Source organism: Blastococcus litoris, from assembly GCF_003075095.1.
GTDB classification, from domain to species: Bacteria; Actinomycetota; Actinomycetes; order Mycobacteriales; family Geodermatophilaceae; genus Blastococcus_B; species Blastococcus_B litoris.
On record NZ_QCZF01000001.1, the window covers coordinates 1 to 26,324 of the forward strand.

Here is a 26,324-nt window from a genome sequence, read left to right on the forward strand (position 1 = left end):
AGTTACGGCGGCCATGGCGAGAGGGAAACGCCCGGCAACATTCCGAACCCGGAAGCTAAGCCTCTCAGCGCCGATGGTACTGCCCTGGAGACGGGGTGGGAGAGTAGGACGCCGCCGGACAACCATTCCCGAAGGGCCCCAGCACACGCTGGGGCCCTTCGGCGTTCCGGCACCCATTGCGCTTCATCGCCACGGAGCACGGACTCAGGGGCGGGGGTGGGCGGCGAAGAACCGCCAGATGTTCTCGGTGGCGTCCAGTCCCGGATAGGGGGCATCGGCCGCCGGCCGTCTCACCTCGGAACCCGGCCACTGGTGGCCGGCTCCGTCCACGGTGACCAGCTCCACGGAGCGCCCGTCTGCGCACCCGCTCACCGAGCGTCGGACCGGTGCGTCCACCACGACCGACGGCTCGAGGCACCGGTCGACCGACCGCCACAGGCCCACGACGTCGGCCACCGGCGGGCCGACGATGCCGGCGCGCTCCCCCGGCGAGCCGTCCATGCGCACCGCCGTGTCTTCGGTCCCGTGCAGGTGGAACACGGAGATGGGGGCCGGGTCCGGGCAGTCGACGAGCATCGTGCCGGCGACCGGCGCGACGGCGGCGAAGACGTCGGTCCGGCAGGCCAGCGTGTAGGCCATGATCGCGCCGTTCGACATCCCCGTGACGAAAACCCGGTCGGGGTCCACGTCCACCCGCTGCGCGACGTCGTCCACCACCTGGGTCAGGAAGGCGACGTCGTCCACGTCCTGGGCGGCGGCCCGCCCGCAACAGCCGCCGTCGGTGTTCCACGCGCGGTGCACGCCCTCGGGGTGGACCACCACGAAGCCCTCGCGCTCGGCGACCTCCGTCCAGCCGTAGGCCTCCTCCGCCTGCCTCGCGCTCCCTCCCCCGCCGTGCAGCACGAGCACGAGCGGTGCCGCGGCCGCCAGCCCGGTCGGCCGGTACGCGCGGTAGGACCGCTCCCGACCGTCGACGTCGAGCCGCTGGCTGGATGCGCCGGCTGCCAGCGGCGCCACAGCCCCGGTGGGTTCGTCCGACGTCGACCTGCGCAGCACCAGGGCGACCACGACGACGGCGACCAGCACGGCCGCCAGCGCGACGGCGACCAGGGCGCCCCTGTGTCGCGCCGTCCCCATGCGGCGACAACCTAGGGCATCGCGACCGGTCCGGGGCCCGACGCAGCGAGGCCCCGCCCGTTGGGGCGGGGCCTCGTCGGCGGAGCTCCGGGGTCAGGGCACGACGCGACGGATCCCCGCGAAGGACAGCGCCGCGACGACGGCCCCGACGACCAGCGGCAGCCCGATCGACAACGTCGCCAGCGACCGGTCCCCCAGCCAGTCGCCGACCGTCGTCCACGCCCCCAGGCCGGTGATCAGCACCGCCAGCCCACCGAACAGCAGCAGGGCAGCCAGGGCGAGCGCCCAGAGGCCGTTCGGGCCCCAGCGCTTGACCACGACGCCCATCCCGATGCCGGAGAAGATGAAAGCCAGCATGGGTGCGCCGGACACCAGCACCTGCAGGAAGAAGTTGTCCGCCTGCATCGGCTCCGGGGCCCAGAAGCTCAGGCCCACGCCCCACCCGTCCGTGGCGTCCCCGATGGCGTCGAGCACCGCGAGGGCGATCCCGTACCCCAGCGCGGACAGGACGCCGACCAGCGAGACGCCGAGCCAGTACGTGCGCCGGCTCAGGCTGACCCCCATCGCGAACGGCAGCAGCTGGGTGACCGCCTGGACGAACACCACGCAGACGGTGATGTAGAGCGCGAGCACCCCGCCGGTGAAGCCGGCCTCGGGCACGTCGCGCAGCCCGGCCAGCCCCCAGATCGCCACGTTGATGGCGAAGCTGATGCCGACGACGAGCCACGGGATCCCGAGGATGACGAGCGGGTGCACCACCTGGAGGCGGGCCGCGGCGAGGACGCGGTTCATCGGTTGATCTCCTCGAGGTCGTCGGAGGGCGCGGCCTGGCCGGGCCGGGTGGTCTGCAGGCTCATGGCGACGACGAGCTGCTGGAGGTTGGTCGGCTCCCAGGAGAGGCCCGCGGCAGCGGCGTCCTGGCCGTCGGCTCCGCCGCGCAGGCGGACGACGGAGCGGCTGTGCCCGCCGAGGCTCTCCGTGTGCAGCACCTCGTGCCCGGCACCGAAGGCGGCGACCCGCTCCCGCGGTCCGGTCACCGTGAGCGCGGTGCCGCGCAGCGACTCGGCGTCGGCGTCGAGCAGGACCCGGCCGTGGTCGATGAGCAGCACCCGCTCGAGCAGGCTGGCGATCTCCTCGATCAGGTGCGTCGAGAGGACGACGGTCCGCGGGTTCTCGGCGTAGTCGGCGAGCAGCCGGTCGTAGAAGAGCTGCCGCGCGACGGCATCCAGGCCGAGGTACGGCTCGTCGAACAGCGTGACCGGCGCCCGCGAGGCCAGGCCGATGATGATGCCCACCGCGGAGTTCATGCCGCGGGAGAGCTTCTTGATCGGCCGCTTGGCGGGCAGGTCGAAGTCGACGAGCAGCGACTGCGCCAGGTCGGCGTCCCAGTCGGGGAAGACGAGGGCTCCGGCGTCCAGGGCGTCGCGCACCCGGAAGTGGTCGGGGTAGCGCTGCCCCTCCTTGATGAAGCAGATGCGGCTGAGCACCGCCTCGTTCTCGTAGGGCCGCTCGCCGAACACCTCGACGCTGCCGCTGGTCGGCACGCGGTGGCCGGTGAGCAGCTGCATCAGCGTGGTCTTGCCGGCCCCGTTGCGGCCGAGCAGGCCGGTGATGGCGTCCTGCTCGATCACGGTGCTGACGTCGGAGAGGGCGGTGTGCTCGCGGAAGCGCATGGTGACGTCGCGGAGGACGGCCGCCGGGGTGCTCGTGGGCTGGCTCATCGCCGCCCCTCCCATTCATCGATCATGGCCGCGAGCTCGCGGCCGGAGATGCCGAGCTTCTGCGCCTCGGTCATCAGCGGGCGGACGTACTGGTCGGCGAACTCGCTCCGGCGGCGCTTGAGCAGCTGGTCGCGGGCGCCGGTGGCGACGAACATCCCGACTCCTCGTCTCTTGTAGAGGACCCCGTCGCTCACCAGCTGGTTGAGCCCCTTGGCGGCGGTGGCGGGGTTGATCCGGTGGAAGGCGGCCAGCTCGTTGGAGGAGGGCGCCTGTGCTTCCTCGGCGAGGGAGCCGTCGACGATCGCGTTCTCGATCTCGTCGGCCACCTGCCGGAAGATGGGGCCGGCGTCCTCGTTCACGACGCCGTCCGGTCCGCACCCGGGCCGCGCGGGTCCCTGGGTTCATTACTCATGTAATGAACCATAGGACCAGCGGTTCCTCCGGCGCAAGTGCCCGGCTCGCGCAACAGGGCCGTCACACAGCAGGGCTAACGTCCGGTCCCCGACGACGTCCGGAGGTCGAGCTCGTTGCACCTGTCGCCGCACGAACAGGAGCGCCTGCTCCTGTCCTATGCCGCGGAGCTCGCCCGGCGCAGGCGCGCTCGGGGCCTGAGGCTCAACCTGCCGGAGGCGACGGCCATCGTCACCGACCACGTGCTGGAGGGGGCGCGGGACGGCGTCCTGGTCGCCGACCTCATGCAGTCCGGCCGCACCGTCCTCACCAGGGACGACGTCATGGACGGCGTCCCCGAGCTGCTGGAGGAGGTGCAGGTGGAGGCGACCTTCCCGGACGGGACCAAGCTCGTGACGGTCCACCACCCCATCCCGTGATCCCGGGAGAGGTGTTCCCCGTCGACGGCGTCATCGAGACCCTTCCGGGGGCCCCGCGCATCGAGATCGAGGTGACCAACACCGGCGACCGGCCGGTGCAGGTGGGCTCGCACTTCCACTTCGCGCAGACCAACCGCGCCCTGCGGTTCGACCGCGCGGCGGCACGAGGGCATCGTCTCGACATCGCTGCCGGCACGGCGGTCCGCTTCGAACCGGGCATCACCAGGGCGGTCATCCTCGTCCCGCTGGCCGGCGCGCGGGTCGTCCCGGGCCTGACGGCGGACGGCGGTCTCGGCTGATGGTGCAGCTGTCGCGGGAGCGCTACGCCCAGCTCTACGGACCGACGACGGGTGACCGCGTGCGCCTGGCCGACACCGATCTGGTCATCGAGGTGACCGACGACCTCTCCGGCGGTCCCGGCCTCGCGGGGGAGGAGGCGGTCTTCGGCGGCGGCAAGGTGATCCGCGAGTCGATGGGCCAGGGGCGGGCCACGCGGGCCGAGGGTGCTCCCGACCTGGTCATCACCGGCGCCGTCGTCCTCGACCACTGGGGGATCGTCAAGGCCGACGTCGGCATCCGGGACGGCCGGGTCGTGGCCCTGGGCAAGGCGGGCAACCCCGACACGATGGACGGCGTCGACCCCGCCCTCGTCATCGGCCCGGGCACGGAGGTGCTGGCCGGGAACGGCAAGATCCTGACCGCGGGCGGCATCGACTGCCACGTGCACTTCATCTGCCCGCAGATCGTGCCGACGGCGCTCGGGTCGGGCGTCACGACGCTGATCGGCGGTGGCACCGGACCCGCCGAGGGGTCGAAGGCCACCACGATCACCCCCGGCGACTGGTACCTCGCGCGCATGCTCGAGGCGATGGACCCGCTGCCGGTCAACGTCGCGCTGCTGGGCAAGGGCAACACCGTGCGCCGCGAGTCGCTGGGCGAGCAGCTCCGGGCCGGCGCCAGCGGCTTCAAGCTGCACGAGGACTGGGGGTCGACACCGGCGGCCATCGACGCAGCGCTCACGGTGGCCGGGGAGCACGGGGTCCCCGTGGCGCTGCACAGCGACACGCTGAACGAGGCCGGGTTCGTCGAGGACACCCTCGCGGCGATCGCGGGCAGGAGCATCCACGCCTATCACACGGAGGGTGCCGGCGGCGGTCATGCGCCGGACATCATCACCGTCGCCGGGCACCCGAACGTGCTGCCGTCGAGCACCAACCCGACGCGGCCGCACACGGTGAACACCCTCGACGAGCACCTCGACATGCTCATGGTCTGCCACCACCTGGACAGCTCGGTCCCGGAGGACCTCGCATTCGCCGAGAGCCGTATCCGGCCGACGACGATCGCCGCGGAGGACCTCCTCCACGACCTCGGTGCGATCTCGATGATCGGTTCGGACGCGCAGGCGATGGGCCGCGTCGGCGAGGTCGTGCTGCGGACCTGGCAGACGGCGCACGTGATGAAGCGGAAGCGCGGCTCGCTCGCGGGCGACGGCGCCGCGGACAACCTGCGCGCCCGCCGGTACGTCGCCAAGTACACGATCTGCCCCGCTGTCGCGCACGGCATCGACGGCGAGGTGGGCTCCGTCGAGCCGGGCAAGCTCGCCGACCTGGTGCTCTGGGACCCGAAGACGTTCGGCGTCCGGCCGCACGTCGTGCTCAAGGGCGGGATGATCGCCTGGGCGCAGATGGGCGACGCCAACGCCTCGATCCCGACGCCCCAGCCGCAGCTCCCCCGGCCCATGTTCGGCGCCTACGGCAAGGTGCCGGCGCTGACGTCGGTGCACTTCGTCGCGCCGGCGGCGATCGACGCCGGCCTGGCCGACCGGCTGGCGGTGGACCGCCGGCTGGTCGCCGTCGCCGACACCACGCGGCTGGGCAAGGCGGACATGCCGCAGAACACCGCGCTCCCCGACATCCGCGTCGACCCCGGCACCTTCACCGTCTCCGTGGACGGCGAGGTGTGGGAGCCCGAGCCGGTCAGCGAGCTGCCGATGGCGCAGCGGTACTTCCTGTTCTGATGACGGCCGCACTGCTCACCCTCGCCGACTCCCGGCTGCCGGCCGGCGGGCACACCCACTCCGGCGGGGTCGAGCAGGCGGTCGCCGCCGGGCTGGTGCACGACCCCGGCAGCCTGGCCGCGTTCCTGCTCCGCCGGCTGACGACGTCGGGCGCGGTCGCCGCCGGCCTGGCGGCCGGCGCGTGCGCCGGCGGGGACCTCGCCGCCCTGGACGACGAGGCCGATGCCCGCACGCCGTCGCCGGCGCTGCGCCTCGCCTCGCGGCAGCAGGGACGCGGGCTGGTGCGGGTTGCCCGCCGGGCCTGGCCGTCCGGCGCCTGGGACGGGCTGCCCGACCGGCCGCACCACCCGGTAGCGCTCGGCGTGGCCGCCGCCGCGGCCGGGCTGACACCGCGCGACGCCGCGCACGCCGCCGCCTACCTCTCGATCAGCGGTCCGGCGACCGCCGCCCAGCGGCTGCTCGCGATGGACCCGCTCGCCGTCGCCGCGCTCACCGCCCGGCTCTCCCCGGACGTCGACGCCGTCGCCGAGGCGGCCGTGGACGCCGGGCTCCCCGCCGCCACCGATCCCCTCCTCGACCTCCTGGCCGAGGTGCACGCCGTACGAAGGGACACGTTCTTCGCCTCATGACGCTCACCTGGAGGACGCATGCCGCCTGACCACAACCTCGACGACTACGTGGACGCGCCGGTCACCCATCGCCACGGGGGCCCGCTGCGGGTGGGCCTCGGCGGGCCGGTCGGTTCCGGCAAGACCGCGCTGGCGGCCGCGCTGTGCCGCACGCTCGGCACCGAGCACGACCTCGCCGTCGTCACCAACGACATCTACACGACCGAGGACGCCGACTTCCTGCGCCGCAACGCCGTCCTCGCTGACGACCGGATCGAGGCGGTGCAGACCGGCTGCTGCCCGCACACCGCGATCCGCGACGACATCACCGCCAACCTCGACGCGGTCGAGTTGCTGGAGAGCCGGCACCCCGGCCTCGAGCTCGTGCTCGTCGAGAGCGGCGGCGACAACCTGACGGCGAGCTTCAGCTACGGCCTGGTCGACGTGCAGATCTTCGTCATCGACGTCGCGGGCGGGGACAAGGTGCCACGGAAGGGCGGGCCGGGGGTGACCGCGGCCGACCTGCTCGTGGTGAACAAGACCGACCTCGCGCCCCTGGTGGGCGCCGACCTCGACGTCATGCGCCGTGACTCGGCCGCCGTGCGCGACGGGAAGCCGACGCACCTGATCTCGCTGCGCGAGGACCCGTCCGCGGTCACGGTGGCCGAGTGGGTGCGCGAGCAGATCCGGGTGCGGGCGCTCCAGGGCGCGTGAGGACCGTCGTCGAGGTCGTCGCCCGGGCCGGTCCGGGCGGCCGCACCGTGCTGCCCGTCGTCCGGGCGACGGGGCAGCTGGCCGTCCGGCGCACCGGACCCTCGTCGGTCCACCTGGTCGCCACCGCGTTCGGTCCTCTCGGCGGGGACGACGTGCGGGTGTCCCTCGTCGTCGAGGAGGGCGCCACGCTGGCCGTGCGCTCGGTGGCGGCGGCGGTCGCCCTGCCGTCGCGCGGGGATCCCCGGCCCTCGGCGCAGCGCGTCATCGCGGAGGTCTCCGGGACGCTCGACCTGCGGCTCGAGCCGACCGTCGTGGCCGTCCGCGCCCACCACGTCGCGGACCTCGCCGTGACCCTGGACGAGGGGGCGGTGCTCACCGCGACCGAGCAGGTCCTGCTCGGCCGGACGGGTGAGGAACCGGGGCGCTGGACCGGGACGACGCGGGTCGAACGGGCCGGCCGGCCGCTGCTGCACACCACGGTCGGGCTCGGGCCCGGTGAGCCCGCGTGGTTGCCTCCGGTGGCCCCCCGGGCCTATGCATCGACGGTGCACATCGGAGCGGGAGCGGACGTCCTGACCGGGGAGGACGCCGTCCGGCTGCCGCTGCCCGGCGGCTGGGTGACCACGGCGTGGGGCAGCGAGCTGCACCGGGTGGTGCGGGCGACCGAGCGGCTCCACCCCTCGGTCGGGGCCGCCGCGTGAGCCTCGTCGTCCGCGCCCGACGCGTGCTCCTGCCCGACGGGGAGCGGCCGGCGGCGGTGCACACCGACGCCGGCCGGATCACCGCGGTGACCGCCTTCGTCGACGCCCCGGCGTCCGCGGTCACCCTGGCCGAGGACGAGGTGCTCCTCCCGGGGCTGGTCGACAGCCACGTGCACGTCAACGAGCCCGGGCGCACCGAGTGGGAGGGCTTCGCCTCCGCCACGCGCGCCGCGGTCGCCGGCGGCGTCACCACGATCGTCGACATGCCCCTCAACTCGATCCCGGCGACGACCACCGTCGAGGCGTTGCACGTGAAACGCGAGGTGGCGAAGGGGCAGGTGGCAGCCGACGTCGCCTTCTGGGGCGGTGCCGTCCCCGGCAACCTCGACCAGCTGCGCCCGTTGCACGAGGCGGGCGTGGTCGGCTTCAAGTGCTTCCTGCTCGATTCCGGCGTCCCCGAGTTCCCGCCGCTGGACGACGGAGGCCTGCGCGCCGCGCTCGCCGAGCTGGCCCGCTTCGACGGGCTCCTGATCGCGCACGCCGAGGACGCCGACGTGATCGCCGCGGCGCCGGAACCCAGCGGGCCGAGCTACGCCGGGTTCCTGGCGTCACGGCCCGGCGCCGCCGAGGAGTCAGCGATCGGCCGGCTGGTCGAGGCCGCCCGCGCCACCGGGGCGCGGACCCACGTCGTCCACCTGGCCGACGCCGGCGCCCTGCCGATCCTGCGGGAGGCCCGGGCCGACGGGGTGCGGATCACCGTCGAGACCTGCCCGCACTACCTGACCTTCGCCGCCGAGGAGGTCCCCGACGGGGCCACGGCGTTCAAGTGCTGCCCGCCGATCCGGGAGACCGCCCACCGCGAGGCGCTGTGGGCCGCGCTGGCCGGCGGCGACGGTGGCCGGTCCCTGATCGACATGGTGGTCAGCGACCACTCGCCGTGCACCCCCGAGCTGAAGCGGCTGGACGTCGGGGACTTCGGCGCGGCGTGGGGCGGCATCGCGTCCCTGCAGGTGGCGCTCCCGGTGGTGTGGAGCGGTGCGCGGAGCCGCGGCATCGGGCTCGCGGAGGTTGTGCGGTGGATGGCCGGGGCGCCGGCCCGACTCGCCGGGCTGCCCGGCAAGGGCAGCATCGCCGTCGGCAAGGACGCCGACCTCGTGGCGTTCGCGCCGGAGGAACGCTGGACGGTGGGGGACCTCGAGCACCGCAACCCGGTCACCCCCTACACCGGGCGCGAGCTGCACGGCGTCGTCCGGCGCACCTGGCTCCGGGGGCGGGTCGCCGACGGCGAGCCCGTCGGGCGGCTGCTGGCGCGGGGGGCCTGACCCGGCTCAGGCCTCGCTGCCCCGGGGGCTGGTCTCCTCGAAGGTCTTCGGGTCCGACAGGTCGCCGCCCTCGGGGTCCGGGTTGCCCAGCGCCGTCTCGGCCGGCAGGTGCTCGACGTAGTCCTTGGCGCGGGCCTTCAGGTCCTCGTTCTCGGGCGTGGTCATGGCTGCTCCTCCGAGGGACGTGGCGCACCGGCGGGGTGTGCGTGCCACAGTGGGCCCGCGACCGTCCCCAGCGCAACAGGGAGCTCGATGTCCGACTTCACCCGGCTGCCCGATCTGGCGAGCCGTGCACTGGGCGGGGCGGTGGTCGCCGCCAACGACGAGTCGTTCGCCGAGCGGGAGAACCTGGTCCGCCCCGAGGCCCCGGTCGCGCGCACCGGGTTCGGGCACAAGGGCAAGGTCTACGACGGCTGGGAGACCCGGCGTCGCCGCACACCCGGGCACGACTGGGCCGTCGTCCGGCTCGGGGTGCCGGGCACGGTGGCGGGGGTCGTCGTCGACACCGCGTTCTTCACCGGCAACTACCCACCGCAGGCCTCGGTCGACGGCGCGGCGATCGAGGGGCACTGCTCGGTCGACGAGCTGCTCAAGGCCGACTGGCAGCCGCTGCTGGGCCTGCACGACCTGGCCGGTAACTCGCACAACGTCTTCCCCGTGCACTCCGACCGCCGGGTCACGCACGTGCGGCTCAACATCCACCCGGACGGCGGGGTCGCCCGGCTGCGCGTGCACGGCACGGCGCTGCCCGACCCCCGTCACCTGGACGCCGGCCCGTGCGACCTCGCCGCGCTCGAGAACGGGGCCGTCGTGACCGGGGTGAGCGACGAGTTCTACGGCCGGCCGCAGCAGCTGATCGCGCCCGGCCTGGCGCGGGACATGGGCGAGGGCTGGGAGACCGCGCGCCGCCGGGGCTCGGGCAACGACTGGGTGGAGGTGGCCCTGGCCTGCGAGGGCGTCGTCACGCTCGCCGAGCTCGACACCAGCTGGTTCCTGCACAACGCCCCTGGGACGGCGTCGCTGACCGGCACCGGCCCGGACGGCGAGGTGATCCTCCTCCCGCGGACCCGGCTGCAGCCCGACACCCGGCACCGCTTCGTGCTCGACGGGGCGCCCGGTGTCGAGAGGGTGCGGCTGGACGTGTTCCCCGACGGGGGCATGGCGCGGCTGCGGCTCTGGGGCCGGCCCACCGCGGCCGGCCGGGCCGCGCTCGGGCGGCGCTGGTTCGACGCCCTGCCCGACCTGCAGGCGCTGGAGGTCCTCGGATCGGTCGGGGTGCCGCCGCAGGTCGCCGGCCGGCTGGTCGGCGCCCGCCCGCTCACCGGCGAGCTGCCGCCGGAGGTCGCGCGGTTGCTGGACGGCCCGGCCGGCTGAGACCGCGCGCGAACCGGTGGGGGGAGCGGTCCCGCGCCGCTAGGGTCGGCGGCCTCGCCCCCTGCCCGAGGAGCCGCCCGTGTCCCGCCGCCGTCTTCCCCTGCTGCTCGCCGCCCCGTTCCTCGCCGCCGGGCTCGCCGCGTGCGGCTCCAGCTCGCTCGCGGCGGACGACGTCGCGAACGGTGCCGAGGACGCGCTGGAGGCCGAGGTCGGCGCCCGCCCGAACGTCGACTGCCCCGACGACCTGGAGGCCGAGGTGGGCGCCGAGACGCGCTGCACCCTGAGCGTCGACGGCGACGACCAGGAGTACGGCGTCACGGTCACCGTCACGTCCGTGGAGGGCGACACCGCGAACTTCGACGTCGAGGTGGACGAGGAACCCGTCGGGTAGCCCCGCAACGCGGCCGACATCCGGCCTGGGCAGGATGCGGGGCGTGGAGACCCCCGCGCGCGCCGACCTGCTGATCACCGACGCCGAGCTCGTCGCCACCGTCGACGACGCGCGTCGCGAGATCCCCGGCGGCTGGGTGGCGGTGACCGACGGGGCGATCAGCGGGCTGGGCGGAGCGGCGGACGCGAGGCCCGACGCCGACCGGACCGTCGACGCGCGCGGCTGCCTGGTGACGCCGGGCCTGGTCAACACCCACCACCACCTGTACCAGAACCTGACCCGCGCCTTCGCACCCGCGCTGACCGGCGGGCTGTTCGACTGGCTGGTCACGCTCTACCCGCTCTGGGCGCGGCTGGACGAGGAGGCCGCCTACGTCAGCGCCTACGTCGGGCTCACCGAGCTCGCGCTGGGCGGCTGCACCACCTCGACCGACCACCTCTACGTGCACCCGCGGGGCGCCGGTGACCTGATCGGCGCCGAGCTGGCCGCCGCGCGCGACCTGGGCATGCGGTCGCACTTCACCCGGGGCTCGATGTCGCTGTCGGTCAAGGACGGCGGCCTGCCGCCGGACTCCGTCGTCCAGGACGACGACGAGATCCTGGCCGAGTCGCAGCGGCTGGTGGACGCCCACCACGACCGCTCCCCATCGGCGATGACCCGGATCGCGCTCGCCCCGTGCTCGCCGTTCAGCGTCTCCACCGAGCTGATGACCCGCACCGCCGAGCTGGCCGAGCGGCTCGACGTCCGGCTGCACACCCACCTCTGCGAGACGCAGGACGAGGACGCCTTCTGCCTGGAGACGTTCGGCCGCCGCCCGGTCGAGTACCTGGCCGACGTCGGCTGGATGACCGACCGGACGTGGCTGGCGCACGTCGTGTGGCCCTCGGACGACGAGGTGCGGCGGCTGGGCGCGGCGAGGGTCGGCGCCGCGCACTGCCCGTCGTCCAACATGATCCTGGGCAGCGGGCTGTCACCGGTCGCCGAGCTGCGCGCCGCCGGCGCCCCTGTCGGGCTGGGCGTCGACGGTTCGGCGTCGGCGGACTCGGCGTCGCTGTGGCTGGAGGCCCGGACGGCGATGCTGCAGGGCAAGCTCCGCCACGGTGCGGGCTCCACGTCGGCGCGCGACGCCCTCGAGATCGCCACCCGCGGAGGAGCGGCGTGCCTGGGTCGCACCGGTGAGATCGGCGAGCTGTCGGTCGGGGCGTGCGCCGACCTCGTGGTGTGGGGACTGGAGGGGGCGCGGTTCGCCGGCGCCCTGTCCGACCCGGTCGAGGCGTGGCTGCGCTGCGGGCCGGTGTCGGCCCGGCACACCGTCGTCGGTGGCCGGGTGGTCGTCGAGGACGGCGTCCCCGTGCACCCCGGGCTGGAGGAGCAGCTCGCCGTCCACCGCCGCGTCTCCGAGCGCATGCAGCGCGCTCTGTCGCGATGAAGCGCTAGAGGGCGGCGGCGAGGGCTTCCAGGTCCTCGAGCTCGACGTCGAGGTGCGGGGAGACCCGCAGCACCGGGCCGGTCATCTCACCCGGCGCCCGGCCCGGGCCGATGGCGCTCACCACGATGCCGTGCTCGGTGAGCAGGTGGCTGCGCACCCCGACCACGTCCACCCCGTCCGGCGGGCGCAGCGTGGTGCTGGCCGTCGGCTCGTCGACGGGCTCGACCACGCGCCAGCCGCCCACGCCGTCGAGCAGCTCGCGGGTCGTCCGGCCGATCGAGGCCAGCCGCTCGCGCACCCGGTCGGGCCCGGCGGCCACGTGCTCGCCGACGGCGATCACGAGCCCGATCCGGCCCGCGACGTAGGCCTCGCCCGACTCGAACGCCCGCATCGGCGGCTCGTCCTCCGGCCCCGGCAGCACCGGGGTGAGGCGGGCGGCCAGGGCGGGCCGGACGCAGAGGACGCCGACCCCGCGCGGGCCGGCGAGCCACTTGCGCGAGGTGCCGTAGACGACATCGGCGCCGAGGTCCACGTCCGCGTGGCCCAGCGCCTGGGCGGCGTCGATCACCAGCGGCACACCGGCGGCCCGGCACAGGGCGGTGACCTCCGCGGCGGGCTGCAGGACACCGCGGTGGCTCGGGATCTGCGTCAGGTGCACGAAGGACGGCGGATCCGCGGCCAGCAGCCGCTCGACGCCCTCGACGTCGGCGCGACCGGCCGCGTCGACGGGCAGGTGCTCGGGGGTCAGCCCGAACGCGCGGAACTGCGCGACGTTCGGCGCGTACTCGCCCGGCAGGCAGGCGACCCGCGAGCCGGCCGGGAGCCGCCACCCGGTCAGGAGCGCGACCAGGGCCGACTGGGCCGACCCGACGAAGGCGACGTCGGCGGCGGCCATGCCCGCCAGGCCACCGATCACCGAGCGCCCCTGCTGCAGCAGGTCGGCGGCGGCCGCCTCCGCGACGTACCCGCCGAGCTCCGCCTCGTGCCGCGCGTGGTGCGCCGCCGCCTCGAGCGCACGGTGGCTCTGCCGGCTCGACGCCGCGCTGTCGAGGTGTCGTCCCGCCGGACGGGGACGAGCCTTGCGCCAGGCGGTGCCGAGGTCGTCGTGGAGGAGACCGGGGCCCATCAGGTGTCGAGCTCGCCCCGGGCGACCGAGACACCGGAGTGCGTCGGGTCGCCGTCCAGCGGTTCGACCGAGACGTCGACCAGCGGGAACTGCCCCAGGTCGAGATCCGACGGGAGCTCCACGGTCTGGCTGCCCGGCCGGACGACGCCCAGCGGGACCATGCCGACGACGTCCCGGTCGATCAGCCACAGCTCGTAGTACTCGTCGGCCAGCGACGGCGCGTCGAGGTCGACCTGCACCACGCGGGAGCCGTCGTCGAGCTGCACCACCTCGGCCCGGCCCGACGCGTCGTTCTCGGCCAGCGGGTCGAGGTCCACGGCGACGACCTGCTCGCCGTCGTCCCGGCCCTGCACCACCGCCACGACCCCGGCGCCGACGACGGCACCGGCGACGACGGCGGCCGCGACGAGGAGGACGGGCCGGCGGCGGGGCCGCAGGGGCAGCACCGGGGCGACCGGCTGCTCGGGCTCCGGCTCGACGAGCGGCTCCTGCCGCGCGCCCTCGGTCCGCGGGGTCGCGGAGACGCCGGTCGCGGCCGCGATGGCGTCCCAGACGCGGGGCGGCGGCGGGACGGACGGCGCGGTCGCGGCGAACTGCGGCACGGCGACGGCGTCGACGGCGCGCTGGAGCGACGCCACCTCCGCCCGGCACCGGTCGCAGGCCGCGAGATGGGTCGCGTCCTCGGCGGGTAGCGGCTCGCGGAGCGCGGCGAGCGCGAGCTGCTCAGGCGTGCAGTGCTGCACCGTCCACCTCCAACCTGCTGCGGAGCCGTTCCAGCGTGCGCCGGATGTGCGACTTCACGGTGCCCAGCGGGATGCCCGTGCGGGCGGCGATCTGGGCGTGCGTGAGGTCCTCGAAGAAGGCCAGCTCGATGATCCCCCGTTGCGGCTGGCCGAGGAGCTCGAGTTCGTCGAGCACCAGGACGCGGTCGGCGACTTGGCTGTCGAAGCCGGGGGCGACCCGGTTGGCCGGCCCGGCCTGGGCTTCGGAGATCGCCGCCTCGGCCTCGCGGCGCTGTTTGGCGCGGCGTGCCCACGTGTCGGCGATCTTGTGGCGAGCGACCCCGACCAGCCAGCCCGGGAACGGGCCCTTCTCGGGCCGGTAGCCGGCCCGGCCGGTCCACGCCGAGACGAAGGTCTGCTGGGTGACGTCCTCGGCGTCGGGACCGGGGCCGAACGCCCGGACGGCCATGCCGTGGATCTGCCCGGCGAAGCGCTCGTAGGCCAGGGCGAGCGCCTGCTCGTCGCCGGCCGCGAACCGGCGACCGACTTCGCGGTCGTCCGGGTCGGGGGCGCCCGGCTGCGCCTCGCCCGGGTGCGTTCCCACGACCCGAACGCTACCCATGTCCCCCGGCCGGACGGCGAGAAGGCTCACCGGACCGGCTCCGCGACCACGACGACGTTGTCCCGGTAGCTGCCGAACTCGGGGAGGAACGGGCCGCCGCAGGTGATCAGCGTGAGGCGGGGCGCACCTTCGCGGGCGAACAGCCGGTCGAGCGGGAGCACCGACTTCTGGATCAGCTCGCGGGAGACGATCCGCCAGCGCGTCGTCGTCCCGGTCGCGTCGGTCACCGCCACCTCCTGGCCGACCTGCGCGTCCCGGAGCGGCGCCATCGCGCCCAGGCCCTGCTCGCGGTCGTCGACGTGCCCGGCGACCACCGCCGATCCGTCGTCCCCGGGAGCGGGGCCGAACCGGTACCAGCCGACCCGGTCCACCTCGGCCGGGATGGTCATCTGCCCGTCGGGCTCCACGCCCACGGGGTCGACGGCGGTGTCGACCCCGAGGGCGGGAACCGCCAGGCGCACCGGTGGGGGCCGCTGCTCCTGGTCATCCGGGGACGCGGGCCGGGCCGTGGCCTCGGGCAGCGCACCGGGGCTCCCCGGCCCGGCGCTGGGGGACGCCGGGACGGGGAGGGCCTGCTCCACCGGTGCGCCCACCGTCTCCGCCGGCCGGGTGAGCGCCCAGGTCGTCGGCGCGCCGACGGCGAGGGCGAGACCCAGGACGGTGGTGGCGACGGCGGGACGCACGGTGGTCTCCTGCTCGCCCGGTCAGGCGCGGCCGCGGGCCAGGCGCAGGGCGCCCGCTCCGGCAGCGACCAGACCGATGACCGACAGCGCCGCGACGGGCGCCGGGAGCGCGCCGTCGTCGACGAGCCCGGCCGTGCCGCCCGGCACGCCCGACGGGGCGGAGTGCGCGCCGCTGATCGTCTGGACGGCGAGGTCGTAGCCGCCCTCGGCGCCCCACGCGTAGACGATCGTGGTCGCGCCCTCGGCCAGCGTCAGGTCGGCCGGGCCGATCGCCACGGTGTCGGTGCCCGCGACGACGACGTCCGCGCTGACCGTGCCCGCGGGCACCGTCAGGCTGGCCTCGTCGGGGTTCTCCAGACCCGGGACGACGACCTGCCCACCGGCACGGACGTCCACGGCGGGCGCCGCCGCGACGTGCCGGACGGTGACGCGGGCCTGGCCGGCCGGCACGGGGGAGGTGTCGTTCACGAACGGCGTCAGGGCCGGCTGGCCCTCCGCGGTCAGGTGGGCGACCACGGTGGCGTTCGCGCCCGCGGGAACGGCCACGCCGTTCGCCGACAGCAGCGGCGTGCCCGAGCCGTCCGCGGCGTCGGCCGGGAACAGCGCCAGGTCGTAGGAGCCGGCCGGCAGCTGCAGCGGATCGGTGAGGGTGCCGGGCTGGAAGTCGTCGAGCAGCCGCTCGCCGTTGGCGTAGACATCGACGGGGGTGTCGGGCACCCCGTGCAGGATCGAGACGGTCGCGGTGTCAGCGGCCGTCGCGGGGGTCGCCAGCAGGACGAGCGCACCGGCGGCACCGAGGGCGCCGGCGGCACGCAGGGACGTGCGGGTCGGGCTCATGGGATGTCCTTCTCTCCGAGTGGAACTGCCTGTCACCCCTCCTTTCACAGCGAGCCCGTGAACCGGATGCACCCGTTCTCAACCATTTTCGACGGGCACACTGACCGGGTGAGCACCCCGCGGGACCGCGACGCCGACGGGCGGGCGCGCAACGCGCGTCCCCGCGACGCGCTGGGCCGGCCCCTGCCCTATGGCGCCGTGGGCGAGGAGCGGGCGCCGGAGGGCGTCGTCCGCGAGCCGGCGCGGGCGCTGGCCGAGGCCCAGGCGCTGCTCGACGCGGGGCGGCCCTTCCACGCGCACGAGGTCCTGGAGGACGCGTGGAAGTCCGCCGTCGAGGAGGAGCGGGGCCTGTGGCGGGGCCTCGCGCAGTTCGCCGTGGGCCTCACGCACGCCGCCCGCGGCAACGACCGTGGCGCCACCACCCTGCTGGACCGCGCGGCAGCGAACCTGGCGCCCTACGCCGCAGCCCCGCCGCACGGCATCGACGTCCCCGGGCTGGTGGCGTGGGCCCGGGCGCCGGGGGACGTGCCGCCGCGGCTGACCCTGGCAGGGGACCGGGGAGCGGAGGACACTCCACCCCCGTGAGGAGCTTCGAGGCGGTCACCCGTATCGACGCGAGCCCGGAGGAGGTCTGGGCCCTGCTGATCGACGTCGGCGGCTGGCGGGACTGGGACTCCGGCGTCGACCGCGTCGAGGGGACCGTCGCGCTGGGGGAGCCGATCACCGTCTACGCCACCATGATCCGCAACCGGCCCTTCACGGCGACCGTGACCGAGCTGCGCCCGCGGGAGGCGATGCGGTGGCGCGGGGGTCTGCCGGCCGGGCTGGCGGTCATCGAGCGGACCTATCTCCTCGACGCACAGGACGGCGGCGGCACCGTGCTCACCGTCCGGGAGGACCACTCCGGCCCGCTCGCCGGGCTGCTGGGCCGCAGCACCCCCGACCTGAACCCGTCGTTCCGGCAGTTCTGCGCGGGGATCAAGGCGAAGGCGGAGGGACGAGTCTCACGCCCGGCGACCTGAGAGGGCCGGCCCGGGCGGTGAGACGATGGACGCCGTCATGAGCACCGAGACCGCGCCCGCTGCCGGCGCCGCAGAGCCCGTTCCCACCGCCGTCCCCCGGGGACCGGTGACCTCCGCCTCCTACTCGATCACCGTCCGGCTCACCTCGGACGGCGATCCGGCGAGCATCGGCCGCATCGCCACGGCGGTCGGCAGCGCCGGGGGCGCGGTCACCGCCATCGACGTGGTGGACAGCCGTCCCGACGGGCTCACCGTCGACGTCACCTGCTCCGCTGCCGACGCGGCGCACTCGGAGGAGATGGTCGAGGCGCTGCGCGGTGTCCCCGGCGTCAAGGTGCGCAAGGTCAGCGACCGGACGTTCCTGCTGCACCTGGGCGGCAAGCTCGAGGTGGCCTCGAAGGTGCCGCTGAAGACCCGCGACGACCTGTCGATGGCCTACACGCCCGGCGTCGCCCGCGTCTGCCTGGCGCTGGCCGAGCACCCGGAGGACGTGCGCCGGCTGACCATCAAGGGCAACACCGTCGCCGTCGTCACCGACGGGTCCGCCGTGCTCGGTCTCGGCGACATCGGGCCGGGCGCCGCGATGCCGGTCATGGAGGGCAAGGCGGCGCTGTTCAAGCGCTTCGCCGACATCGACGCGTGGCCGATCTGCCTCGACACCCAGGACGTCGACGAGATCGTGCGCACCGTGGAGCTCATCGCGCCCGGCTTCGGCGGCATCAACCTCGAGGACATCGCCGCGCCGCGCTGCTTCGAGATCGAGAAGCGGCTGCGCGACAAGCTGGACATCCCCGTCTTCCACGACGACCAGCACGGGACGGCGATCGTCGCCCTCGCCGCGCTGAAGAACGCGCTGCGGGTCGTGGACAAGCAGCTGGCCGACGTGAAGATCGTGGTGGCCGGCGGTGGCGCGGCGGGCACGGCGATCGTGCACCTGCTGCTGAAGGCGGGCGCCGGGAAGGTGCTGGTCTGGGACCGCGAGGGCATCCTCTCCCCGGACGACGACCGGCTCGGCCCGGCCAAGAAGCAGCTCGCGCAGCTGACCAACCCGGCGGCGGAGCGGGGCGAGCTGCCCGACGCCCTCGTGGGTGCCGACGTCTTCATCGGGGTCAGCGCCGGGAACGTGCTGAAGGTCGAGGACCTCGCCCGCATGAACGAGCGCGCGATCGTCTTCCCGATGGCCAACCCGACGCCCGAGGTGGACCCGGTGCGGGCCCGCGAGTTCGCGGCGATCGTGGCCTCGGGCCGCTCGGACCTGCCGAACCAGATCAACAACGTGCTCGCGTTCCCCGGCGTCTTCCGCGGCCTGCTCGACGCCCGCGCCACGGAGATCAGCGACGGGATGCTGCTCGCGGCCGCCGACGCGCTGGCCGCCGTCGTCGGTGACGACCAGCTGAACGCGAACTTCATCATCCCGAGCGTGTTCGACGCCGCCGTCACCACGGCCGTGGCCGCCGCCGTCGCCGAGCAGGCGCGGCACGAGCCGGGCGCGACCGTCGAGGTCAGCGGGATCGAGACCACACCGGCCTGACCCTCGAGCCTTCTGCACAGAAAGCTCAGATCGGGGGACGGCGCGGGGGCGCGATCCGCGCGATCATGGTCCGGTGCCCGAGTTGCCCGAGGTGGAGGCGCTGGCGGCGTTCCTGCGGGAGAACGCCGTCGGCCGCGTGCTGGCGCGGGCCGACCTGGCGTCGGTGCAGGCGATCAAGACCTTCGACCCGCCCCTGAGCGCGCTGGCCGGCCTGGAGATCACCGGCGCCTCTCGGCACGGGAAGTTCCTCGACCTCGACGTCTCCGGGCTGCACCTGGTCGTGCACCTCGCGCGGGCCGGCTGGCTGCACTGGCGCACGGGCCTGCCGCCCGCCCCGCCCAAGCCGGGCAAGGGTCCGCTCGCCCTGCGGGTGCACCTCGCGCCGCTGGACACCGACCCGCCCGCCCCGGGCTTCGACCTCACCGAGCAGGGCACCCGCAAGGGCCTGGCCGTCTACGTCGTCCGCTCGCCCGCCGAGGTGCCCGGCATCGCCCGGCTCGGGCCGGACGCCCTGGCGGTCGACCGCGAGCAGTTCGCCGCGCTGATGGCGAGCCGGTCGGGTCAGCTCAAGGGCGCGCTCACCGACCAGACGCTGATCTCCGGCATCGGCAACGCCTACTCCGACGAGATCCTGCACGCGGCGCACCTCTCGCCGTTCAAGGGCGCCGACAAGCTCAACGACGACGAGGTGATCCGTCTCCACGACGCGGTGCGGGAGACGCTGACCGAGGCGCTGGGCCGCCAGCTGGGGCAGAAGGCGGCGACGATGAAGGGCGAGAAGCGCTCCGGGCTGCAGGTGCACGCGCGCACCGGCCTGCCGTGCCCGGTCTGCGGTGACACCGTCCGCGAGGTCAGCTTCGCCGACACCTCGCTGCAGTACTGCCCGACCTGCCAGACCGGCGGCAAGCCGCTGGCCGACCGCCGGATGTCCAAGCTGCTCCGGTGAGAGCCGGCCGCTAGTCGAGGATCGCCTTCGTCACCGCGGCCTGCTCGGTCAGCACGCCGCCGATCACCGTCTGCGTCTCGTTGATGCTCTCGACCGCGGAGCTGATCGCCGCGAGGGCCGTCACCACCCGCTCGACCTGCTGCTGGATCGCGGAGACCTTCGCGTCCACGTCCGTGGTGGCCCGCGCCGTCTCGGCGGCGAGCTCCTTGACCTCGTTGGCGACGACGGCGAAGCCCCGCCCGGCCTCGCCGGCCCGGGCCGCCTCGATCGTGGCGTTGAGGGCCAGCAGGTTGGTCTGGTCGGCGATGCCGCGGATCGTCTTGACCACCTTGCCGATGTCCGCGCTGGAGTCGCCGAGGCCCGCCACGTGGTCGTTCGCCTCCTGGGTGAGCCGCTTACCGTCGCCCGCGACGGTCGTGGCCGACAGGACGTTGCGCTCGACCTCGCTGATCGAGTCCAGCAGCTCGCGGGCGGCCCGCTCGAGCTTCTGGGCGGCGGCGAACCGCTCCATGCCCTGACCGAGGAGGAACGCGGTGTTGCGCAGCGCGTCCTCGCGCCCGGCGGAGAGCTCGAGCGTCTCGGTGGCGAAGAAGTCCATCGTCCCGATGACGTCCCCGCCGACCACGATCGGCAGGCAGACGCCGGACTTCACGCCGGCCCGCTGCGCCGCCGGGGCGCGCACGCAGTCGGTGACCTGGGCGAGGTCCTCGACGAACACGAGGTCGCGCGCCCGCCACGCGCGTCCGGCGAGGCCGACGCCCTCCTGGAAGGAGGCGGCCATCGTGACGTCGCGGAACTCCTGGCCCGCGCTGCCCGACTCCAGGACGAAGCGCAGCGCGCGATCCTCGTCGCGAACCGTCCAGTAGGAGCCGTAGGCCCACCCGAAGCCCTCGCGGATGGTGTCCAGGCACCGCGCCATGGCCTCGTCGGGGGTCGCCGCTGCGGAGACCGCCCGCAGGACGCGGTTCACCGCCGCCATGTCCTCGGCCGCTTCGGACTGCCGCTCCGCGTTGAACACCCGCTCGATCGTCTGCGACACCAGCCGGCCGATCGCCCGCAGCGCGTCCAGCCGCTCGGGCGAGGGATCGAGGGTCTCGGTGGCGAAGAAGTCCATCGTCCCGGTGACCTGGCCGTCCTCCAGCAGGGGGAAGCAGATCCCGCTGCGGACGCCGACCCGCTGGGCGGCAGGGGCGCGCACGCAGTCGCCCAGCTTCCCCAGGTCCGGGACGAACACGAGGTCCCGCGCCCGCCACGCCCGCCCGGCCAGGCCGACGCCCTCGCGGAAGGACGCCGCCAACGTCACCTCGCGGAACTCCTGCCCGGCGTCGCCGGTCTCCTGGACGAAGTGCAGGGCACGGTCGGCCGGGTCCACCCGCCAGTACGAGCCGTAGGCCCAGCCGAACCGCTCGCGGACCAGGTCCAGGGCGCTCCGGATCACGTCCTCGGAGGTCCGGGCGCGGGCGAGCGCGGTCACCACGTCGGTCACCGCGGCCACGTTCTCGCGGGCCTCGGCCACGGCTGCCCGTCCCGAGTCCGGCGCGGTCGGGCGTCGTCCGAACACGGTCATGTCGGTCCTCGGCTTCGTCGATCGGGAACGGAGAAGGCTCGCTGACCGGCGGATTCGGGACGGCGGCGTCGTGATCGACAGTAGAAAGGTTGCGCCACATCCAACGCTCGACACGCCGCCCTCCCCGAGTCCGGTGAGAACGGTTCCAGCCCGGCAGGCACTGCTGTCCCGTCCCGTTCCGTGGTACGACGGGGACGTGCGGGACGACGCGCGACCTCCGGCGACCCTCGAGCACGTGGCGCGGGCCGCGGGGGTCTCGCGCGCCACCGTCTCCCGTGCGATCACCGGGTCGGGGCCGGTCTCGGCCGACGCGCTGCGGCGGGTGCGGGCCGCCGCGGAGGCGATGGGCTACGTCGCGGACCCGATCGCGCGGGCGCTGGTCAGCGGCGCGGGCACGCGGGTCGTCGTCGCCGTCACCGGGACCTCCGACGACGTCCTCGACTGCGAGTACACCGCGCGGGTGCTGATGGCGACGGCGCGGGTGTGCGCGCCCGACGGGCTCGGCGCCACCGTCCGGCGGTTGCCGCTGGGCAACCCGCTGACCGGCCTCGAGGCGCTGGCGCGGGACCGCACCGTCGCCGGTGTCGTGCTGGTGAACACCACGGAGGCGATGCTGGCCGGGCTGCCGCGCCGGCTGCGCGGCCGGACCGTCTCCATCGGGACGGGCAGCGCCGACGTCCCCTCCTTCGACGTCGAGGGTGCGGTCGCGGCGACGACCTCGGTGGCCCACCTGGTCCGGTCGGGCCGCCGTCGCATCGCGATGATCACCGGGCCGGCCTGGCTCCCGTGCGCCCAGCACCCTGTGGCGGCGTTCCGTGCGGCGGCCGAGGCGGCCGGTCTCCCGCCCCGCACGGTCGCCGGCGGCTTCGACCGGCGGTCGGGAGAGGAAGGCGCCGAGGCGGTCCTCGCCCGCTGGCCCGACACCGACGCGATCCTCGCCAGCTGCGACGAGGTCGCCCTCGGCGCGCTCGACGTGCTGCGCCGCCACGGCCGGCGGGTGCCCGACGACGTCGCGGTGGTGGGCTTCGACGACGTCCTCGCCGCCGAGCTGACCGACCTCACGACGGCCACCCACCCGGTGGAGCTGATCGCCACCGCCGCCGCGCGCGGGGCGCTCGAGGCCCCGGTCGGGGACGGGACGGTCCTCTTCCCGTCGACGCTGGTGCTGCGGCGGAGCGCCTAGCCGGCGTCAGCCCGGCAGGAGCGAGAGCAGGCGCGTCACCGTCCGCGCCAGGACCGACGACCCCACCCCGCCGTCCTCGTGCGCGCCGTCCGCGGCGGAACCGACCGCCGTCCACCAGTCCCGGAGCGGCGGCGGGTCGAGGACGTCGATCCGCTCCCCGGGCTGCGGGACGACGACCTGCACACCGGTGCGGCCAGCGGCGGCGAGCAGCCGCTGCACCGGCTCGGCCCAGCGGTGGAACGCCAGGTTGAACGTGGCCCAGTGGATCGGCAGCAGGACGCGGCCACCGACGTCGCCGTGCGCCCGCACCGCCTCCTCCGGGTCCATGTGGATGGCGTGCCAGGCGTCGTTGTAGGCGCCGATCGGCAGCAGGGTGAGGTCGAAGGGGCCCAGCCGGGCGCCGATGCCGGCGAACGCCGGTGTGTAGCCGGTGTCGCCGCCGAAGAAGACCCGGTGCCGGGGGCCGGTGATGGCCCACGACGCCCACAGCGTGGTGTCCCGGTAGAAGTAGCGCCCGGAGAAGTGCCGCGCCTCGGTGCAGGTGAGGGTCAGTCCGCCCACGGCGTGGGTCTCGTCCCAGTCGAGCTCGACGATGCGGTCCTCGGGCACGTGCCACTTGCGCAGGTGCTCGCCGATCCCGATCGGGACGACGAACGGCGCCGTCTGCGTCGTCAGCAGTGCCCGGACCGTCGGCAGGTCGAGGTGGTCGTAGTGGTCGTGCGAGATGACGATCGCGTCGACCCGGGGCAGGTCCTCGACCGGCATCGGCGGCTCGTGCAGCCGGGTCGGGCCGAAGACCGGCGACGGCGAGACGCGGTAGCCCCACACCGGGTCGAGCAGGACGCGCTGGCCGTCGACCTCGAGCAGCGCGCTGGCGTGCCCGAGCCAGGTGACGGCGAGCTCGGCCGGCTCGACCGGGATCTCGGCCGCCGCCAGGGGGATGGGGCCGCCCGGCAGCCCGACGTGCCGCTCCTCGTGCCACTGCCGCAGCAGCCCGTCACGGGTGTTCGCGGGCGAGAGCGCCGGCGTCGGCACGGTGTTGTGGAACTTGCCGTCGGCGAACTGCTTGGAGCGGCGGACCACGGGGGCCAGGCGCCGGCGGTGCGCCCCGAGCGCGGTGGGCAGCCCCCAGGCGGCCGCGGCGATGAAGCCGGCGGGACCACCGAGGACGCCGGCGATGAGGGCGGTGCGGCGGGCGAAGCGGGACGGCACGCCCCCAGCATCCCAGCCGGAACCGCCTGTGACCTGTGAACCGCCCGACGTCCTCCGACCGCCATGTTGATCAGGTGAGCTGATCGATCCGGGTCCTGGCTCAGTGTGGACGGTGAGCCAGGACCCAGAACGATCAGGAGACCTGATCAACAATTCAGCCGGCGATGGCGGCCACCGGGGCGGTGCGCGCGGCGCGCCGGGCCGGCAGCACCGAGGCGAGCAGCCCCGCCAGGGTCGCCACGGCGACGATCGCCACCACCTGCAGCCACGGCACCGACAGCACGATCTCGCCGACCGACCCCAGCACCGACGCCGCGCCGATCAGCCCGTACGCGCCGCCGATCAGCACGCCCAGGACCGCCGCGACCCCGGCCACCAGCACCGCCTCCCACGCCAGCAGACCCCGCAGCTGGCGCCGGGTGAGCCCGAGCGCGCGCAGCAGCCCGTTCTCCTGCCGCCGCTCCACCACCGACAGCGCCAGCGTGTTGCCGACGCCGATCAGCGCGATCACGACGGCGACGCCCAGCAGACCGGTCACCACGAGCAGCAGCAGGTCGAGCACCTCGTCGATCTGGTCCCGCAGGGTCACCAGGCCGGTCACCTGCGCCGACGGGTCCGTCTCGGCCACGACGTCGGTGATCTCGTCGACCGCCGCGACCTGCCGGTCCGGGTCGGCGTCGGCGAGCCGCAGCCACAGCTCACCCAGCACCGGCTCCGGGGCCAGGGCGCGCAGGTCGTCCGCGGTCAGCATCAGCGGCTGGTCGCTGTCGACGACCAGGGCCGAGAAGCTGCGCTCCCGGCCGGCCTCGCCGAGGGTCACGCTGTCGCCGTCCCGGACGCCCCACTCCTGGGCCAGCCACTCCGGGAGCAGCGCCTGACCGGGGAGCGGGAGCGGCATGTCGTCCGTCGACCGCAGGACCGGCTCGGTCCGGGCGGGATCGACGCCGTAGGTCCAGTTCGGCACGCCGTCCGGACCCGGCACGTCGGCCTGCAGGACGCCGGCACCGCGGTCCACGCCGTCCAGGTCGCCCAGCGTCCCGAGCAGCGACGGGGGCAGGCCGCCGTCGAAGCTGCTCACCACGATGTCGGTGGGGAACTCCGCGACCAGCCCGGCCTGGGCGGTCGCCCGGGTCGAGGCGGCGCCGACGACGAAGGCGCTGGTGAGCGTGACGCCGATGAGCAGCGCCGTGGCCGTCGCCGCCGTCCGCCGGGGGTTGCGGGTCGCGTTGCCGGCCGCGAGGTGCGCGGGCACCCCGCCGAACCGCCCGGCCAGCCGACCCGCGGCCGCGACGACCGGTGGCACCGCCCGCTGCGCCAGCAGCACGACGCCGAGGAAGCTGAGCACCCCGCCGGGCAGGGCGACCAGCACGCTGCCCACGACCACCCCGAGCCCCATGAGGCCGATCCCCGGCAGCAGCAGCACCAGCCCCAGCACCAGCCGCAGGACGCCGGACCGCGAGCGCAGGGGCGCCGGGTCGACCGGGCGGAGGGCGGCCAGCGGCGCGACGCGGGTGGCGGCGCGGGCCGGGGCGAGCGCGGCGAGCAGGGTGACCAGGGTGCCGACGAGCACGCCCACCACCGGCGCGTACCAGGGCACCGACAGCCCGGCGAGCGGGATCGGGCTGTCGGAGCTACCGGCGAGCGCCGACATGCCGGCGGCCAGACCGATGCCGGCGGCCACGCCGATCGCCGAGGAGGCCAGACCGGTCAGCAGCGCCTCGCCGAGCACGCTGCGCCGGACCTGCCGGGCGGTGGCGCCGACGCACCGCAGCAGCGCCAGCTCGCGGGTCCGCTGGGCCAGGAGGACGGCGAAGGTGTTGGCGATGACCAGCCCGGCGACCAGCACGGCCACGGTGCCGAAGACCAGCAGCACGGCGGCCAGGGCGGTCGCGTTGCCCATCATCGAGGCGGCGGCGTCCTCGGCCCGCTCCGAACCGGTGACCACCTCGACCGGCTGCTCGCGCAGCAGCGACGCCACGTCCGTACGGACCTGCTCGTCGGAGACCCCGGGTGCCGCGGCGACGCGCAGCTCCGTGGGGTCGACCGCGCCCCAGGCCCGGGCCTGCTCCGGGGTCACGAAGCCCCGGCCGTACAGCGATGCCTCCGGGTCGCCGCTGAGGTCGACGACGCCGGTGACGGTCGCCTCGGAGGTGGTGGTGTTCCCCTCGTCGTCGTAGGTGGTGAGGGTGAGGACGTCGCCGACGGAGGCGCGGGCGCGGTCGCTCACGGCGATCTCGCCCGTCCGGTCGGGCAGCGCGCCGTCGGACAGGCGCTGCCAGCGCAGCGTCGGGTCGTCGGCGACGGTGTCGACGGAGAGGTACTGCGAGCCGGTGCGGCCCGGCACGTCCGCCTGGACCGAGGTCTCCCAGGTGGGCGCGACGGCGAGGACCGACCTCAGCCCGGCCACGGCCTCGGCGTCGTCGGCCAGCGAGGACCCGTCGTCGGAGGTGACGACCGCGGCCGCGCCCGTGTACTGCGCGCCGACGGCGTCCAGCACGGTGCTGCGGGCGGTCTGGTCGAGCACGAGCGTGGCCACGACGAAGCCGACCGCGATGACGACGGCCAGGGTCGAGGCCAGCAGCCGGGCGGCGTGCGCCCGGACCTGCGCGAGGAGGACGGTGCGCAC

At 74.9% G+C, this 26,324-nt stretch carries 28 protein-coding genes and 1 rRNA gene; 16 read left to right on the forward strand and 13 right to left on the reverse strand.

The window, feature by feature from the left end; all coding sequences use genetic code 11:
• The first annotated feature begins 3 nt into the window (after window positions 1-3).
• Window positions 4-120, forward strand: a 5S ribosomal RNA gene (gene rrf, locus DCS98_RS00005).
• Between the two features lie 84 nt (window positions 121-204).
• Here the strand turns inward: rrf and DCS98_RS00010 are convergent.
• From DCS98_RS00010 to DCS98_RS00025, 4 genes are all read right to left on the reverse strand, one after another.
• A complete protein-coding gene (locus tag DCS98_RS00010; RefSeq protein WP_116449333.1) occupies window positions 205-1,137 on the reverse strand; it encodes a CE1 family esterase in 933 nt (310 codons plus the stop codon).
• Between the two features lie 93 nt (window positions 1,138-1,230).
• A complete protein-coding gene (locus tag DCS98_RS00015) occupies window positions 1,231-1,929 on the reverse strand; it encodes a hypothetical protein (RefSeq protein WP_116449334.1) in 699 nt (232 codons plus the stop codon).
• Complete coding sequence (locus DCS98_RS00020; protein ID WP_116450058.1) at window positions 1,926-2,858, reverse strand: ABC transporter ATP-binding protein; 933 nt, start codon at window positions 2,856-2,858, stop codon at window positions 1,926-1,928. The genes DCS98_RS00015 and DCS98_RS00020 overlap by 4 nt, the downstream gene beginning before the upstream one ends.
• Window positions 2,855-3,217, reverse strand: coding sequence for a GntR family transcriptional regulator (locus DCS98_RS00025; protein ID WP_116449335.1), 363 nt, complete (start codon window positions 3,215-3,217; stop codon window positions 2,855-2,857). The genes DCS98_RS00020 and DCS98_RS00025 overlap by 4 nt, the downstream gene beginning before the upstream one ends.
• A gap of 168 nt (window positions 3,218-3,385) precedes the next feature.
• On the opposite strand from DCS98_RS00025, the gene DCS98_RS00030 reads away from it, so the two are divergent.
• The 7 genes from DCS98_RS00030 to allB are packed head-to-tail and all read left to right on the forward strand — an operon-like array spanning window position 3,386 to window position 9,053.
• Window positions 3,386-3,688 carry an urease subunit gamma gene (locus DCS98_RS00030; protein ID WP_116449336.1) on the forward strand — a complete coding sequence of 101 codons (303 nt, stop codon included), beginning with the start codon at window positions 3,386-3,388 and terminating at the stop codon, window positions 3,686-3,688.
• Window positions 3,685-3,987 (forward strand): urease subunit beta, encoded by a 303-nt coding sequence (locus DCS98_RS00035; RefSeq protein WP_116449337.1) that lies wholly within the window; start codon window positions 3,685-3,687, stop codon window positions 3,985-3,987. The genes DCS98_RS00030 and DCS98_RS00035 overlap by 4 nt, the downstream gene beginning before the upstream one ends.
• Window positions 3,987-5,708 (forward strand): urease subunit alpha, encoded by a 1,722-nt coding sequence (locus DCS98_RS00040; RefSeq protein ID WP_116449338.1) that lies wholly within the window; start codon window positions 3,987-3,989, stop codon window positions 5,706-5,708. Before DCS98_RS00035 ends, DCS98_RS00040 begins: the two co-directional genes overlap by 1 nt.
• Entirely contained in the window at window positions 5,708-6,337 is a 630-nt protein-coding gene (locus DCS98_RS00045) for an urease accessory protein UreF (protein WP_116449339.1), read from the forward strand. The genes DCS98_RS00040 and DCS98_RS00045 overlap by 1 nt, the downstream gene beginning before the upstream one ends.
• 18 nt (window positions 6,338-6,355) lie before the next feature.
• Window positions 6,356-7,030, forward strand: coding sequence for an urease accessory protein UreG (gene ureG, locus DCS98_RS00050; RefSeq protein ID WP_116449340.1), 675 nt, complete (start codon window positions 6,356-6,358; stop codon window positions 7,028-7,030).
• Window positions 7,027-7,731 carry an urease accessory protein UreD gene (locus tag DCS98_RS00055; RefSeq protein WP_116449341.1) on the forward strand — a complete coding sequence of 235 codons (705 nt, stop codon included), beginning with the start codon at window positions 7,027-7,029 and terminating at the stop codon, window positions 7,729-7,731. The genes ureG and DCS98_RS00055 overlap by 4 nt, the downstream gene beginning before the upstream one ends.
• Complete coding sequence (gene allB, locus DCS98_RS00060) at window positions 7,728-9,053, forward strand: allantoinase AllB (protein ID WP_116449342.1); 1,326 nt, start codon at window positions 7,728-7,730, stop codon at window positions 9,051-9,053. The genes DCS98_RS00055 and allB overlap by 4 nt, the downstream gene beginning before the upstream one ends.
• A 6-nt stretch (window positions 9,054-9,059) precedes the next feature.
• Here the strand turns inward: allB and DCS98_RS22750 are convergent, their stop codons facing one another.
• The gene (locus DCS98_RS22750) at window positions 9,060-9,218 is read right to left on the reverse strand and encodes a hypothetical protein (RefSeq protein ID WP_164704298.1); all 159 of its coding nucleotides are present in this window, start codon (window positions 9,216-9,218) and stop codon (window positions 9,060-9,062) included.
• A gap of 87 nt (window positions 9,219-9,305) precedes the next feature.
• On the opposite strand from DCS98_RS22750, the gene alc reads away from it, so the two are divergent.
• From alc to DCS98_RS00075, 3 genes are all read left to right on the forward strand, one after another.
• A complete protein-coding gene (alc, locus tag DCS98_RS00065) occupies window positions 9,306-10,427 on the forward strand; it encodes an allantoicase (protein ID WP_116449343.1) in 1,122 nt (373 codons plus the stop codon).
• A gap of 79 nt (window positions 10,428-10,506) precedes the next feature.
• Entirely contained in the window at window positions 10,507-10,818 is a 312-nt protein-coding gene (locus DCS98_RS00070; protein WP_206340023.1) for a DUF4333 domain-containing protein, read from the forward strand.
• Between the two features lie 43 nt (window positions 10,819-10,861).
• The gene (locus DCS98_RS00075; RefSeq protein ID WP_206340024.1) at window positions 10,862-12,247 is read left to right on the forward strand and encodes an 8-oxoguanine deaminase; all 1,386 of its coding nucleotides are present in this window, start codon (window positions 10,862-10,864) and stop codon (window positions 12,245-12,247) included.
• A gap of 4 nt (window positions 12,248-12,251) precedes the next feature.
• Here DCS98_RS00075 and egtE read toward each other — a convergent pair whose 3' ends face one another.
• The 5 genes from egtE to DCS98_RS00100 are packed head-to-tail and all read right to left on the reverse strand — an operon-like array spanning window position 12,252 to window position 16,237.
• A complete protein-coding gene (gene egtE / locus DCS98_RS00080) occupies window positions 12,252-13,373 on the reverse strand; it encodes an ergothioneine biosynthesis PLP-dependent enzyme EgtE (RefSeq protein WP_116449346.1) in 1,122 nt (373 codons plus the stop codon).
• Window positions 13,373-14,116 (reverse strand): anti-sigma factor, encoded by a 744-nt coding sequence (locus tag DCS98_RS00085; protein ID WP_116449347.1) that lies wholly within the window; start codon window positions 14,114-14,116, stop codon window positions 13,373-13,375. The genes egtE and DCS98_RS00085 overlap by 1 nt, the downstream gene beginning before the upstream one ends.
• Entirely contained in the window at window positions 14,097-14,699 is a 603-nt protein-coding gene (locus DCS98_RS00090; RefSeq protein WP_241036947.1) for an RNA polymerase sigma factor, read from the reverse strand. The genes DCS98_RS00085 and DCS98_RS00090 overlap by 20 nt, the downstream gene beginning before the upstream one ends.
• A 44-nt stretch (window positions 14,700-14,743) precedes the next feature.
• On the reverse strand, window positions 14,744-15,400 hold the full coding sequence (locus tag DCS98_RS00095) for a class F sortase (RefSeq protein WP_116449348.1): 657 nt from the start codon (window positions 15,398-15,400) through the stop codon (window positions 14,744-14,746).
• 21 nt (window positions 15,401-15,421) lie between these two features.
• The gene (locus DCS98_RS00100) at window positions 15,422-16,237 is read right to left on the reverse strand and encodes a DUF4397 domain-containing protein (protein ID WP_116449349.1); all 816 of its coding nucleotides are present in this window, start codon (window positions 16,235-16,237) and stop codon (window positions 15,422-15,424) included.
• A gap of 108 nt (window positions 16,238-16,345) precedes the next feature.
• Here DCS98_RS00100 and DCS98_RS00105 point away from each other — a divergent pair, with 108 nt between their 5' ends.
• The 4 genes from DCS98_RS00105 to DCS98_RS00120 all read left to right on the forward strand — a co-directional run bounded on the left by DCS98_RS00105 (window position 16,346) and on the right by DCS98_RS00120 (window position 19,736).
• Window positions 16,346-16,822 (forward strand): DUF309 domain-containing protein, encoded by a 477-nt coding sequence (locus DCS98_RS00105; RefSeq protein ID WP_241036949.1) that lies wholly within the window; start codon window positions 16,346-16,348, stop codon window positions 16,820-16,822.
• Window positions 16,819-17,259 carry an SRPBCC domain-containing protein gene (locus tag DCS98_RS00110; RefSeq protein ID WP_164704299.1) on the forward strand — a complete coding sequence of 147 codons (441 nt, stop codon included), beginning with the start codon at window positions 16,819-16,821 and terminating at the stop codon, window positions 17,257-17,259. Before DCS98_RS00105 ends, DCS98_RS00110 begins: the two co-directional genes overlap by 4 nt.
• 37 nt (window positions 17,260-17,296) lie before the next feature.
• Window positions 17,297-18,790 (forward strand): NAD-dependent malic enzyme, encoded by a 1,494-nt coding sequence (locus DCS98_RS00115; RefSeq protein WP_116450061.1) that lies wholly within the window; start codon window positions 17,297-17,299, stop codon window positions 18,788-18,790.
• A 73-nt stretch (window positions 18,791-18,863) separates the two neighbouring features.
• Window positions 18,864-19,736, forward strand: coding sequence for an Fpg/Nei family DNA glycosylase (locus DCS98_RS00120; protein WP_116449351.1), 873 nt, complete (start codon window positions 18,864-18,866; stop codon window positions 19,734-19,736).
• Window positions 19,737-19,746: 10 nt separating this feature from the next.
• Here the strand turns inward: DCS98_RS00120 and DCS98_RS23810 are convergent, their stop codons facing one another.
• The gene (locus DCS98_RS23810) at window positions 19,747-21,303 is read right to left on the reverse strand and encodes a GAF domain-containing protein (protein ID WP_116449352.1); all 1,557 of its coding nucleotides are present in this window, start codon (window positions 21,301-21,303) and stop codon (window positions 19,747-19,749) included.
• Between the two features lie 196 nt (window positions 21,304-21,499).
• Between DCS98_RS23810 and DCS98_RS00130 the strand changes: the two genes are divergently transcribed.
• A complete protein-coding gene (locus tag DCS98_RS00130) occupies window positions 21,500-22,486 on the forward strand; it encodes a LacI family DNA-binding transcriptional regulator (RefSeq protein ID WP_206340025.1) in 987 nt (328 codons plus the stop codon).
• Between the two features lie 6 nt (window positions 22,487-22,492).
• On the opposite strand, the gene DCS98_RS00135 is transcribed toward DCS98_RS00130, so the two are convergent.
• A complete protein-coding gene (locus tag DCS98_RS00135) occupies window positions 22,493-23,698 on the reverse strand; it encodes an MBL fold metallo-hydrolase (protein WP_206340026.1) in 1,206 nt (401 codons plus the stop codon).
• 154 nt (window positions 23,699-23,852) lie between these two features.
• On the reverse strand, window positions 23,853-26,324 hold the full coding sequence (locus DCS98_RS00140) for an FtsX-like permease family protein (protein WP_164704300.1): 2,472 nt from the start codon (window positions 26,322-26,324) through the stop codon (window positions 23,853-23,855).